We start from the raw sequence: 12,774 nt of genomic DNA on the forward strand, positions 1-12,774 counted from the left end.
CCTGGGCGCCACCACAACGCGCGCGGCGAGGTCCCTGCACAGACCGTCACGGACCGGTCACGTTTCCGGACGTGGCCGGCAGGACAGCGCCTCGGCTGTTGAAAGGCCCCGCTCAGTGTGCTTACGGTCTGTCGGTCCATCGACGGTTTCCTGCACACCGGGCCCGCCCGGACCCGTCGCAGCAACGCACCAGGAGGCACTCCATGACCGCCCGTGAACGCCGTTCCACCGCCCGCACCGCCGCCGCCGCACTCGCCGCGGTCGCCGCGCTCGGCCTGACCGGGTGCAGCACCGAGGGCCCCGAGACCGGCACCGACGTCGAGGACGTCAGCGAGGGAGAGGTCCTGGAGTCCTCCCCCGCCCCGCAGAACAGCTCCACCGCCGGGGACACCTTCGTCGGCGACTACGACCAGGGCTTCCACGACGCGCGGGAGACCTACGTCGGCCAGCAGGTCACGCTCTCCGCCGAGGTGGACGACGTCATCGGCGACGACGGCCTGGTGATCGCCGGCGCGGCGGAGAACACCGTGGACCCGCTGCTGGTCCTCTACGACATGGACCAGGTCGACGTCGAGGAGGGCCAGGCCGTGGAGGTCGTCGGCACGGTCCAGCGGTCCTTCGACCCCTCGACCCTGGACGACCAGGCCCAGGAGGACTTCACCGACGAGCTCTACCAGGACCACGAGCAGCAGCCCTACGTCGAGGCCGACTCCGTCCGACTGCTGCCCGAGCAGTAGATCGCCAGGGCCCGGCGCCCCGAGCCTCGCGGCTCAGGACACCCGGCCGCCGACGCGGCAGGGCCGGCCCCGAACGCCCCTGTCCCGACGCCCCGGAGGCACCGCCCCATGGACTTCGCCCACCTGCTGTGGAACACCGTGCCGCCGTGGGCTGCGGTCGCGTTCTTCGCCGTGGACCTGGTCATCCGGCTGCTGGCCCTGGGCACGGTGCCGCACAACCGACGGCCCTCGGCGGCGTGGGGCTGGCTGCTGGTGATCTTCTTCTTCCCGATCCTCGGCGGGCTGGTGTTCCTGGCCCTGGGCCGGGCGGATCTGCCCGAGGCCCGGCAGCGGAAGCAGCAGGAGGTGGTGGGGAGGATCGACCCCGGGGACGCCGAGGACGGGGCCCGGCTGCTCGAACGGCTGCCGGACCGGGTGGCCGAGACGGTGCGGCTGAATCAGCACAACGGCGCCTTCCCCGTGGCCGGCGGGCACCGCATGGAGGTCCTCGACGACTACGACGCCTCACTGGCCGCGATGGCCGCTGCGATCCGGGAAGCCCGGCGCTGCGTGCACTTCCAGTTCTACATCGCCGTGGCCGATGCCACGACCGAGCCGGTGATCGCGGCCCTGGAGGAGGCCCGGGCCCGCGGGGTCACCGTGCGGGTGCTCGTGGACCACCTCGGCGCGGCCGGCTACCCCGGGTACCGGCAGCTCGTGCGCCGCCTGGAGGACGCCGGGGTGGACTGGCGGAGGATGCTGCCGGTGCGACCCTGGCGCGGTGAGTACCAGCGCCCGGATCTGCGCAACCACCGCAAGATCCTCGTGGTCGACGGGACGGTGGCCTTCACCGGGTCGCAGAACGTCATCGACCGCAGCTACAACAAGACCCGGAACAAGCGACAGGGCCTGCAGTGGATCGGGCTGACCGTCCGTGTGCAGGGCCCGGCGGTGGGGCACCTGGACGCGCTGTTCGCCACCGACTGGTACTGCGAGACCGACGACATGGTCCTGGACACGGACCGGCCTCCGGCCCCGGACCCGGCACCGGGCGGCGGGGAGCTGGCCTGCCAGGTGCTGCCGTCCGGGCCCGGCCTGGGCCAGGAGTCGAACCTGCAGCTGTTCAACCACCTCTTCGCCACCGCCCGGGAGCGGATCACGGTGTGCAGCCCCTACTTCGTGCCCGAGGACTCGATGTACAACTCCCTGCGCACCGCGGTGGGCCGCGGGGTGGAGGTGCACCTGTACATGGGCGAGACCTCCAACCACGTGCTCACCCACCACGCCCAGCGCTCCTTCTACGAGCGTCTGATCCGTGACGGGATCCGGATCCACCTCTACCGGGCCCCCTACGTGCTGCACTCCAAGTTCGTGCTGATCGACGAGCTGACCGCGGTGGTGGGCTCCTCGAACATGGACATCCGCTCCTTCGTGCTCGACCACGAGGTCAATCTCCTGGTCGTCGGTGCCGAGTTCGTGGGCCGGCTGGACGGGGTCGTGGCCGGATACCGGGAGAACAGCCACGAGCTGGAGCTGGCGGACTGGCTGGCGAGGCCCTGGTACCAGAAGTACCTGGACAACACCGCCCGGCTGACCTCCGCCCTGCAGTAGCGCGGGGAAGCCCTGCGGGGCGGCCGATCCGCCACGGGCCGCGACTCCCCCGGGGACGGGCACGGGGACCGGCCGCGGAACGGGCCGCCGGGCAGGACCGCCAGGACGAGGACGCGCCCCGCGGTGGGCGGGAACTCCGTCCTGCCGGCCGTCGGCACCGGACCGGTGGCCTGCCCGACCGCCCTGCCCGACCGCCCTACCCGGCGACGGTGACGGTGGCGTCGACGAGGTAGGGCTCGGTCTCACGGTTGACGAGGTAGTTGGCGGTCTGCTCGTCGGTGAGCCGGTACAGCCGCTCCCGGTCCCCGGGATCGCTGAACAGGTCACCGGCGGCCACGGTGCCGGTGACCTCCACCTCGTCGCCGGGGCGCAGATCGGCCGGCATGTCCTCGACGAAGACGACGGTCTGTTCGTCTCCCATGGTCAGGAACTCCTCACCGTAGATGCCGTCCACCTCGTTGGTCAGGGTGATCTCCTTCCCGACCAGTTCCTCGGTGGCGACCTGGGACTGGTCGAGCTCCGTCAGCCGGGTCTCGCCCTGGCATCCCGCCAGCAGCAGCGCGCCGGTCAGGCCGGCGGCGGCCAGGGGCAGGGTGCGGCGGGTCGGGGTGCGGCGGGTCGGGGTGCGGTGGGTCATCATGGTCCTCCTCGGTGCTGCGGTGACGGAGTGCGCACGGTGGTCGGTCCTGGATCGCGGTCCGGCCGCGCTGGTTGCCGGACCCGGTCGGGGCGTGGGAGCCGCCGGTCGCGAAGGACCGGACAGCCCCGCCCTCCTCCCATGGCACACCACGACAGCGGACGACGGGGCCTCTGCCCCGGACCTTCCGAGGTCCTGCCGCGCATCCTCTGCGGGAATCGTGACCCGTTCGTGCTGGTGCCCGCGCTCTCGTCGGGGAGTCCAGGACGCAGGATCGGCCGCCGCCCCGTCCGGACAGGCCCCGTCCGCACCCGTCCGCACCGGCCGGAGGAACCCCGGGCTCGTGACCGGCGGGGCTCAGGGAGCGGTGCGGGACGGCGCCTCGACGGAAGAACGGTCGCGGCCGTGGCCGCGCAGCACGACCGGCAGCGCCGCGGCGGCCAGGAGCGCGAGCAGGGCCAGGGGGATCCACGGCGTGCCGGGCCACCAGTGGTGGCGGGCGGTGAGCTCGAGCAGCATCCCGAGCCCGGCGTTGCCCACGAGCACGGCGACACCGCCGCAGGTGGCGGCCAGCCCGTAGTAGGCGCCCCGGCCGGCGCCGGCCCCCGGGGAGGGGAGGAAGCCGGGAATCAGGGACAGGATCGTGGGGGTGAGCAGCATGTGCCCCAGGATCAGGACCGCGACGGTGGCCATGACCGGCAGCACGGAGCTCTCGGACGCTCCCGCCGGCACCGAGGTGACGGCGGCGGTGGCGAACGCGGCGGCGACCAGGAGGAACCCGGCCGACAGGGCGCGCCCCGGCCCCATCCGCCGGCCCAGGGCGGAGACCGGCAGCTGCAGGAGCAGGGTCAGCGCCGAGGCGAGCAGGAACAGCGCGCCCAGCCAGGCCGCGTCCAGGCCGCGCCGGCCCAGGTCGACGGGAACGGTGAAGTAGAGCTGGTTGTAGGCGAGCATGTTCGTGCCCGCGAGCAGGCAGAACACGACGAAGCGCCGGTTGCGCAGGCACTCCAGGGCGGGTCCGGGTCGGCCCGTGCCCGCGTCCACCGCGTCCCGGCCCCGCGGCGGCCGGCCGGGGTCGGCGGGAAGGCGGAACCACAGCAGGACGGTCACGAGGGCGAACACCGCGATTCCGGCCGCCAGCGCCGCGTCGAAGCCCCAGCCCAGCAGGGCGGTGCCCAGCACGGGGCCCAGCACCGCGCCCAGCTCGCCGGTGATCGCCAGCCACACGAACACCGACCGCCGGCCCGCGCCCCCGGGCCCGGGACCTCCGGCCGGCGGCTGGTCGGCGTGGGAGAGCTGGGACTCCAGCGCGGGCGAGAACAGGGCGCCCCCGGCGCCGGTGAGGACCGCGCCGAGCAGGAAGAGGGGGAAGTCCGAGGCCGCCGCCAGGGTGGCGTAGCCCAGGATGCGCACCAGGCAGCCGGTGAGGATGGCCCGGCGGGGGCCCCAGCGGTCGGCCAGCAGCCCGCCGAACAGGAACATGCCCTGCTGGCTGAAGGTGCGGGCCCCGAGCACCAGCCCGATCGCGGCGGCGTCCAGGCCGTACTCGGTGCCCATGGCGCCTGCGAGGAAGGGGATGACGGCGTAGAAGCCGATGTTGAACACCAGCTGGGCCCCGAGCAGGGTGCGGGTCTCGGCCCGGGGATCAGGCGGGGACATCACGGTGCTCCGACGCCAGGGCGTGGTGGTCCAGGATCGCGCACACCCGGGGCAGGGCCGCCGCGACCAGCTGCCGGCTGTGCTCGTGGCGGGGCGCGGCGAAGAACTCGCGGGTCGGCGCGAGCTCGACGAGGGCTCCGTGGTGGAGCACCGCGACCCGGTGGCTCATGTAGCGGATGACGCCCAGGTCGTGGGAGATCATGATCAGCGACAGCGGCCGGTCCCGGTGCAGCCGCAGCAGCAGGTCCAGGACGGTGCGCTGGGTCGCCGCGTCCAGGGCCGAGGTGGCCTCGTCGCAGATGAGCACCGACGGTTCCAGCAGCAGGGCCCGGGCGATGGTGAGCCGCTGCAGCTGCCCGCCCGAGCACTGGCCGGGATGCCGTTCCAGCAGCTCGGGGTCGAGCTCCACCTCGCGCACCGCGTCCAGGAGACGGGCCTCCCGCTCCTCCGCGGTGAGGTCCCTGTGCTGCCGCAGGGGGGCCTCCAGGCTGGTGCGCAGCCGCATGCGGGGGTCGAAGGAGTCGTGCGGTTCCTGGAAGACCAGCTGCACGGCCGTGCTCACCGGACCGGCGCCCTCGGCCGCCCCCGGCGCCCGGGCGACGCGTCCGGCGTCGGGGGTCTCCAGCCCGACGGCCAGACGGGCCAGGGTGCTCTTCCCGGAGCCGGACTGGCCCAGGACCCCGAGGATCTCCCGGTCGCGCAGCTCGAGCGTGACCTGTTCCAGGGCAGGGCGCCCACGGCGCCGGCCCGTGCCGAAGGTCTTGGTGACGCGTTCCAGCGCCAGCGCGGCACCCGTTCCCGCGGCGGGCGGCGGCGTGCCGGCGGGGGTCAGGGCCGCCGCCTCCAGCAGGGCCCGGGTGCACGCGCTCCGGGGACGGTTGAGCACGGTTCCGGCCGGGCCCGCCTCGACGACGCGCCCGGCGTCGAGCACCACCACGCGGTCCGCGTAGGCGGAGACGGTGGCCAGGTTGTGGCTGATGTAGAGCACCCCCAGCCCGCGGTCGCGCCGCTCCCGGTCGAGCAGCTCGAGGATCTGCCGCTCGAGGACCGTGTCGAGGGCGGAGGTCGGCTCGTCCGCGAGCAGCACCTCCGGCCGGCCGGCGAGGGCGAGGGCCACCATGGCCCGCTGGGCCATGCCTCCGGAGAGCTGGTGGGGGTGCGCGCGTGCGCAGGACTCCGGGTCCCGAAAGCCCACCTCGGACAGCAGCTCGAGCGCCCGCTCCCGGGCCGCCCCGCCCCGGAGCCCGCCGTGGAGCCGCAGGGGTTCCCGCAGGTGCTCGAGGACGGTCCGGCGGGGATTGAACATCCGCTTGGGCTGCTGGTACAGCATGCCGATCCGCCCGCCGCGGACCCTGTTCAGCTCGGCCTCGCCCGCCCGGGCGAGGTCGCTCCCGCCCAGCCGGATCGATCCGGAGTCGAGCTGCACCTGCGGGGGCAGCAGGCCCAGGACGGACATGGCCGTCATCGTCTTGCCGCTGCCGGAGGCGCCGACCAGGGCCACGAACTCCCCCGGCGCCACGGCGAGGTCGACCCCGCACAGCACCGGCCGGGGGGCTCCGGAGGGCCCTCGCCGGCTGACGTGCAGCTGCTCGACGCTCAGCCCCTCAGGCATCCGGCACCGTCCGGGAGGGCGCGGAGGAGAGCACCATGCGGGTGCTCGTCGCCCGGGCCAGGCGCTGGCCGACGAGGGTGACGCACAGGGCGACGACGAAGACCACCAGCCCGGGGGCGAGGATCGTCAGCGGGGACCGGGCCGCGTACGGCTGGGCGGCGGCCAGCATCGCCCCCCAGTCCGACTGCGGGGGCTGCACCCCCAGGCCCAGGTAGGACAGGGCTCCCACGGTGATCAGGAACTGCCCGAAGCGCAGCGTGGCCTGCCCGAGCAGCGGCCCCGCCAGGTGCGGCAGGACGTGGCGCAGCACGATGAAGGAGGGCGAGCAGCCGAGGACCCGGGCGGCCTCCACGAAGCCGCGTGCCGAGACGTCGTAGGTCAGCGCCCGGGCCAGCCGGGCGAACGGCGTCCAGCCGGTCACGGTCAGGGCCAGCAGCAGGGACAGGTGGCCGGGACCGAGCACGGCCACCAGGAACAGGGCCACGACCATCTCCGGCAGGGCCAGCAGGACGTCGCTGGTCCGGGTGAACAGCTCGTCCAGCCAGCCCCGGCGGCGGGCGCTGAGCACCCCGATGGCGGTGCCCGTCACCGCGGTGAGCACCGTGGCCAGCGCGGCGACGGTCAGGGAGAACCGCCCGCCGTCGAGGAGCCGGCTCAGCGTGTCCCGTCCCAGGTGGTCGGTGCCCAGCCAGTGGGCGGCGCTGGGCGGGGCGAGCCGGGCCGTGAGGTCCTGCGCGGCCGGCGGGTGGGGCGCGAGCCAGGGTGCGAGGGCCACGGCGAGCACGACGAGGGCCAGGACCGCCGACGCGGCCCACACGAGGGCGCGGCGCTCACGCACGGCGCCCCCTGAGCCGCGGGTTGAGCAGGCCGTGGACCAGGTCGGCGGCGGTGGTCAGCAGGACGGCCAGGCCCACGACGACGACCACGCCGCCCTGTGCCAGGGGGATGTCGCTGTTGCGCACCGCGTCGTAGAGCAGCCGCCCCATGCCGGGAATGGCGAAGACGACCTCCACGATGACGGATCCGCCCAGCAGCCCGGCGAACCAGACGGCCACCAGCGTGGTCAGGGGCAGCAGGCCGTTGGGGAGCACGTGCCGCCGGAGCGTCCGGACCCGTCCGAGGCCGCGGGCCCGGGCGGCGACGACGTGCTCGGCGCCCAGCGCGTCGAGGACTCCTTCGCGCACGGCGGAGGTGAAGTAGCTCGTCGGCCGCAGCGCGAGGACGGCCACCGGCAGGACCGCGGAGGACGGCCCCGACCACCCGGCGGAGGGCAGCAGCGACAGGTTGAGGGCGAACACCAGCACGAGCACCGGGGCGAGCCAGTACTCCGGCACGGCGATGAACGCCTGGGTGACCGTGGTGATCACCCGGTCGGCGGCCCGGCCCTCCTGCAGCGCGGCGACGACGCCCAGGACCACCGAGACCGCCGCGGCCGCCCCGAGGGTCATCACCACGAGGCTCAGCGTGACCGCCAGGGCGGGCAGCACCTGCTCGGCCACCGGGGTGCGGCTGGCGTAGGACAGCCCCATGTCGCCCCCGAGCAGCCGGCCCAGCCACCGCAGGTACTGCATCATCAGGGGGTCCTGGAGTCCCAGGTCGGCGGCCAGGGCCTGGGCGACGGAGTCGTCGATCACCTCTCCGGCCACCCGGGACCGGATGATCTTGCGCACCGGGTCCCCCGGTGTCACGTAGGGGATGAGGAAGACCACGAAGGACGCGAGCAGGACGGTGATCCCCAGGGTCGCCGTCCGCCGGGCGAGGAAGGCCGTCACGCGCGGTCCCGTCCTTCCGGTCGTCCCGGGGTCCTGGTGCTGCCGGTGGTGCTCACGAGGCGGGCTTGGTGGTCTCCGCGCGCAGCACGTACCGGGACAGCGGGTCCTGCCGGTGGTTCTGCAGATCGGCACGGACCGCGTCGACGGCCTGCTCGTTGACCAGCCAGACGTTCACGGCCTGCTCCTCGAGGATCTCCCCGGCCCGGGCGTACAGCTCGTAGCGCTGCTCGGTGTCGGCGGTCCCGGCGGCCTGCGCCACGAGCCGGTCGTAGTCCTCGTCGCAGAAGTGGCTGAGGTTGTACGTGCCCTCGCAGGTGTAGTCGGCGGTGAGGAAGCCGATGGGGTCGGCGATGTCGATCAGGCGGTTGCGCTGGCTCAGCACCATGTCGTAGTCCCCGGCCAGCAGGTCCGGCTCCACGGCGGCGTACTCCTTGGTCGTGATGGTCACGGGGACCCCGACGCTCTTGAGGTTCTCCTGGATGACGGTGGCCACGTCGGCGAACTCGGCCCGCTCCACGATGGCGATGATCTCCAGCGGCCGCTCCGCGGTGTAGCCGGCGGCGGCCAGCAGCTCCTTCGCGGCGTCGGCGTCCTGCTGCGGGGCCTCGGCGCCCTCGGTCGCCCAGGGCTCGGAGGGCGCGAAGGGCCCGGTCGCCGGGAGGGCCGCCCCCTCGTAGACGCTGGCCGCCAGGGCGTCCAGATCCAGGGCCGAGCGGACGGCCTTGCGGAAGTCGACGTCGTCGAACGGTGCCCGGCCGTTGTTCATGTACAGGGTCGCGGTGCGCGGGGACTCGGCCTTGAGGACCTCGACGGCGGAGTCGGCCTCCAGCGCGGCGACGTTGGCCGCCGGGATGGAGAGGGAGACGTCCGCCTCCCCGGTCTGGACCTGCGTGGCGCGGGTCGCCCCGTCGGTGATGAACCGGACCTCGGCGCCGGCCAGCTGGACCTCTCCGCCCCAGTAGTCCTCGTTGCGGTCCACGGTCAGGGACTGCTTGGGCTGCTCCGACACCGGGGTGAACGGCCCGGTGCAGTGCCCGAAGGGGTCCACCGACCCGCCCTCGAAGGCCGCCGGCGCCAGCACCCCGGTGTTGACGCTGGCCAGGCGGTACGGCACCAGCGGGCTCTCGGACGGGGTCGTGATCCGCACCGTGCGCTCGTCGACGGCCTCCACGCCGCTGACCACGGCGGGGCTGAAGGCGCGGGCCGGGACCTCCGCGTCGAGGACGGTCCGCAGCGAGGTCACCACCGCGTCGGCGGTCAGCGCCGTGCCGTCCTGGAACCGCACGCCCTCCCGCAGGGTGAACTCCCACTCCAGGGGCGAGACCTGCTCCCACTCCGTGGCCAGCGCCGGCACGATCTCGCCCGCCGCCTCGTCGTAGCGGGTCAGGGTCTCGAGGCACCCGGACAGGGACAGGATGTAGGCGGCGTCGCTCTCCAGCGCCCAGTCGGCGACCGGGGCGCGGAAGTTGTCCACCACGATCCGCTGCTCGCGGTCGGCCGCCCGGGCGGCACCTCCTTCCTCGCCGCTGAAGCCACAGCCCGACAGGGCGAGAAGAGCCACGAGCCCGACGGGCGTCGCGGACCGGAGCGGAGAGCGCACGGGACCACCTCAGGTCGCCGCCCGAGGACGGCAGGGAATAAGGACACGGAAGAGTTCGGTAAAACCCCGGGGGAAAGGTTAGGGGAACCTAACCCCCGGGTCCACTCGGGCGCCGGGCCCCGTCATGAAGCGGCACGGGTTTCGCCGCCCGTCACGCATGTCATATGCACCCGGGCGCGTCCGGGCTGACACCGCACCGGCGGCCTGGCACAGTAGGGGACGGACACCCCCGCCTGGACGATCCCGAGGAGTTCCATGACGCAGCAGGCCGAGACGCCCCGCACGACCGCCGCCGGAGAGTGGTGGCGCTCCGCGGTGATCTACCAGATCTATCCGCGCTCCTTCAACGACGGCAACGGTGACGGCATGGGTGACATCCCCGGCATCATCGACCGGCTGGACTACCTGGCGGACCTGGGCGTGGACGCCCTGTGGCTGTCCCCGTTCTACGTCTCCCCCCAGCACGACGCCGGCTACGACGTCTCCGACTACCGGGACATCGACCCCCGCTTCGGCACGCTCGAGGACTTCGACCGGATGCGCGCCCGCATGGCGGAGCTGGGCATGCGGCTGATCGTGGACCTCGTGCCCAACCACACTTCCAGCGAGCACGAGTGGTTCCGGGCGGCCGTGGCGGCCGGGCCCGGCAGCCCCGAGCGGGAGCGCTACATGTTCCGGGAGGGCCGGGGCGAGCACGGCGAGCTGCCCCCGAACAACTGGCGCTCCGTGTTCGGCGGTGAGGCGTGGACGCGGCTGCCGGACGGTCAGTGGTACCTGCACCTGTTCGACAGCACCCAGCCGGACCTCAACTGGGAGAACCCGGAGGTGTGGGAGGAGTTCCGCTCCGTCCTGCGCTTCTGGCTGGACCGCGGCGCGGACGGCTTCCGCGTGGACGTGGCCCACGGTCTGGTCAAGGCCGAGGGCCTGCCGGACTGGGACCACCAGGTGCACATGGTGGAGGGCGAGCACGACGCCCGGGAGCACGACGAGCCGGACACCCCCATGAGCACCGGCAGCCCCTACTTCGACCAGGACGGGGTGCACGAGGTCTACCGCGACTGGCACCGGGTGCTCGCCGAGTACGACGGCGACCGGATGATGGTGGCCGAGGCGTGGGTCGAGCCGGCCCACCGGCTGGCCATGTACGTGCGCTCCGACGAGATGCACCAGGCCTTCAACTTCGACTTCCTGGTCGCCGGGTGGGACTGGGCGCGGCTGTCCCGGGCGATCGGGGACTCGCTGGCCGAGTCCGCGAAGGTCGGGGCGCCCACCACCTGGGTGCTCTCCAACCACGACACGGTCCGGCACGTCTCCCGCTTCGGGCTCTCGGACCCGATCGCCTATCCCAAGGGGATCGACGCGGACAGCGAGCAGCCGGACCACGACCAGGGCCTGACCCGGGGCCGTGCCGCCGCCCTGGTGGAGCTCGCCCTGCCGGGCTCCGCCTACCTGTACCAGGGGGACGAGCTGGGCCTGCCCGACCACACGGGGCTGCCTGCCGAGCTGCGGCAGGACCCGGCGTTCGCCCGCACCGGGGGCGAGGAGATCGGCCGCGACGGCTGCCGCGTGCCGCTGCCCTGGGCCGCCGGTGAGCCCGGCCACGGCTTCGGCCCCGAGCCGTGGCTGCCGCAGCCCGAGGCCTTCGGGGAGCTGGCGGCGGACCTGCAGGTGGGCGTCCCCGGGTCCACGCACTCGCTGTACCGCACCGCCATCGCCCTGCGCCGGGAGCTCGGCCTGGGCCGGGGCGCGTTCGCCTGGCACGAGGCGCACGACGCCGCGACGGGCCTGCTCGCCTTCGTGCGCACCACCGAGACCGGGCAGCGGGTGCTGGTGGCGGCGAACCTGGGCACCGCCCCGGTGCCTCTGCCCGCCGGAGAGCTGCTGGTGGCCAGCCGGGAGGACGCCGTGGCCGACGGCGCGCTGCGGCCCGAGCGGGCGGTGTGGGTGCGCCTGGCGGACTGACCCGCGGCGGGTCAGTGGCTGGTGCGGCCCCGGCCCGAGGCGAGCACGGGGGCGAGCAGCCGGTCGGCCAGCGCCCCGGTCAGCACCGAGTAGACCGCCTTGTGCAGGACGTCGACGGTCAGCTCCTGGACCGGCCAGGACGCCGGCGGGGCGCCCACACCGGTCGCGTTCTCCACCGTCTGGTCGAACGCGAGCCGGACCACGGTGTGCCACGCGTTGGCGGACCCGCCGCGGATGCCCGTGACCGCCCACACGCCGCGCAGGGAGCCCAGGGCGGCCCCGGTGCCGTAGTGCATCACGGAGTTCCAGCCCCGGGGCCGCTCGTCGTCGCCCGGGTGCTGCCCCAGCAGGGTCAGCAGGGCACGGCCGGGGACGTAGGAGTTCGGGCGCCGGGTGAGGGCCTGCTCGGCCTTCTCCCCCACCACCATCCCGGCGGCGCCGATCACCCCGGCTGCGGCGCCGATCCCGGCGGCGCGCAGCAGCAGGTCCGGACGGGAGGCGGCGGTCATGCCCGGTCCCCCTCGTCCTCGAGCCCCTGTCGCGCCAGGTCGCGGTCCAGCTCGGCGCCCGGCTCGACGACCACGCCGTCCTCGCGCTGGTCCCCGACCGGCCCGCGCCCCGGTTCCTGCGCCGGTCCTTGCTCCCGCTGCTGCTCGCTCATGGTCGCTCCTTCCGTTCGGGCACCCGGCCCGGGCGGCCCGCGGCCAGTATAGACAGGAAGCTGATCAGTTGGGTCGGTCCGTGGGCGGGGCGGTCCCGCCGCAGCGCCGCTGCAGCCAGTCGTCGACCGGGGCGAGCGTGCGCTGCAGACCGGCGAGCTCGACCGGCTGCAGCGAGTCGCCCGCGGCGCGCAGATCGGCCACGGCGGTGTCGAAGGCCGGCCGGAGATCGGCGGGCATCCCGGGGGCGAGCTGCTGCACGGAGTCCGCCGCCCGGCCGGGGTCGAAGCCGGGGTGCGGCCCGTCGGTGGACAGCGGCACGAGCATCAGGGCGGTGTAGGCGCCGGCGACGTCGAAACAGGTCTCCGGGCCCGGGGAGTCCCCGGGAGGGGCCGGGGCGGGGGTGGTCGGTCCCGGCACCGGCTCCAGGACGAACCCCTGCTGCTGACCGGTGCCGCATCCGGTCAGGGCGAGCAGGCACAGCACGGCGGGAACGAGCACTGCGCCGGGTGCGCTCGGGCGTCGGGACGGGCGGGTCACGGCTCC

The 12,774-nt window shown here is 74.1% G+C and carries 12 protein-coding genes; 3 read left to right on the forward strand and 9 right to left on the reverse strand.

All coding sequences use genetic code 11. The features are described 5' to 3' along the window. The first annotated feature begins 203 nt into the window (after positions 1-203). Complete coding sequence (locus AYX06_RS08380; protein ID WP_062735386.1) at positions 204-737, forward strand: hypothetical protein; 534 nt, start codon at positions 204-206, stop codon at positions 735-737. Positions 738-845: 108 nt separating this feature from the next. Further along, complete coding sequence (locus tag AYX06_RS08385) at positions 846-2,327, forward strand: phospholipase D-like domain-containing protein (protein WP_062735387.1); 1,482 nt, start codon at positions 846-848, stop codon at positions 2,325-2,327. 196 nt (positions 2,328-2,523) lie between these two features. Here AYX06_RS08385 and AYX06_RS08390 read toward each other — a convergent pair whose 3' ends face one another. The 6 genes from AYX06_RS08390 to AYX06_RS08415 all read right to left on the reverse strand — a co-directional run bounded on the left by AYX06_RS08390 (position 2,524) and on the right by AYX06_RS08415 (position 9,607). Continuing rightward, the gene (locus tag AYX06_RS08390; RefSeq protein WP_147017363.1) at positions 2,524-2,967 is read right to left on the reverse strand and encodes a hypothetical protein; all 444 of its coding nucleotides are present in this window, start codon (positions 2,965-2,967) and stop codon (positions 2,524-2,526) included. Between the two features lie 354 nt (positions 2,968-3,321). Beyond that, positions 3,322-4,623: an MFS transporter gene (locus tag AYX06_RS08395; protein ID WP_062735389.1), complete on the reverse strand. Its 1,302-nt coding sequence runs from the start codon at positions 4,621-4,623 to the stop codon at positions 3,322-3,324. After that, a complete protein-coding gene (locus AYX06_RS08400) occupies positions 4,610-6,235 on the reverse strand; it encodes an ATP-binding cassette domain-containing protein (protein WP_062735390.1) in 1,626 nt (541 codons plus the stop codon). Before AYX06_RS08400 ends, AYX06_RS08395 begins: the two co-directional genes overlap by 14 nt. After that, positions 6,228-7,073 (reverse strand): ABC transporter permease, encoded by an 846-nt coding sequence (locus AYX06_RS08405; protein ID WP_062735391.1) that lies wholly within the window; start codon positions 7,071-7,073, stop codon positions 6,228-6,230. The genes AYX06_RS08400 and AYX06_RS08405 overlap by 8 nt, the downstream gene beginning before the upstream one ends. Continuing rightward, positions 7,066-8,007: an ABC transporter permease gene (locus tag AYX06_RS08410; protein ID WP_062735392.1), complete on the reverse strand. Its 942-nt coding sequence runs from the start codon at positions 8,005-8,007 to the stop codon at positions 7,066-7,068. The genes AYX06_RS08405 and AYX06_RS08410 overlap by 8 nt, the downstream gene beginning before the upstream one ends. Positions 8,008-8,059: 52 nt before the next feature. Next, positions 8,060-9,607, reverse strand: a complete 1,548-nt coding sequence (locus AYX06_RS08415) for an ABC transporter substrate-binding protein (RefSeq protein WP_062735393.1) — start codon at positions 9,605-9,607, stop codon at positions 8,060-8,062. A 255-nt stretch (positions 9,608-9,862) separates the two neighbouring features. Here AYX06_RS08415 and AYX06_RS08420 point away from each other — a divergent pair, with 255 nt between their 5' ends. Then, on the forward strand, positions 9,863-11,569 hold the full coding sequence (locus tag AYX06_RS08420; protein WP_062735394.1) for a glycoside hydrolase family 13 protein: 1,707 nt from the start codon (positions 9,863-9,865) through the stop codon (positions 11,567-11,569). Between the two features lie 11 nt (positions 11,570-11,580). On the opposite strand, the gene AYX06_RS08425 is transcribed toward AYX06_RS08420, so the two are convergent. The 3 genes from AYX06_RS08425 to AYX06_RS08430 all read right to left on the reverse strand — a co-directional run bounded on the left by AYX06_RS08425 (position 11,581) and on the right by AYX06_RS08430 (position 12,768). Further along, entirely contained in the window at positions 11,581-12,078 is a 498-nt protein-coding gene (locus AYX06_RS08425) for a hypothetical protein (protein WP_062735395.1), read from the reverse strand. Next, positions 12,075-12,230: a hypothetical protein gene (locus AYX06_RS19735; RefSeq protein ID WP_157093456.1), complete on the reverse strand. Its 156-nt coding sequence runs from the start codon at positions 12,228-12,230 to the stop codon at positions 12,075-12,077. The genes AYX06_RS08425 and AYX06_RS19735 overlap by 4 nt, the downstream gene beginning before the upstream one ends. A 64-nt stretch (positions 12,231-12,294) precedes the next feature. Further along, the gene (locus AYX06_RS08430; protein WP_147017361.1) at positions 12,295-12,768 is read right to left on the reverse strand and encodes a hypothetical protein; all 474 of its coding nucleotides are present in this window, start codon (positions 12,766-12,768) and stop codon (positions 12,295-12,297) included. Positions 12,769-12,774 lie beyond the last annotated feature (6 nt).

This window comes from Kocuria turfanensis, from assembly GCF_001580365.1.
In the GTDB taxonomy this organism is placed as follows: Bacteria; Actinomycetota; Actinomycetes; order Actinomycetales; family Micrococcaceae; genus Kocuria; species Kocuria turfanensis.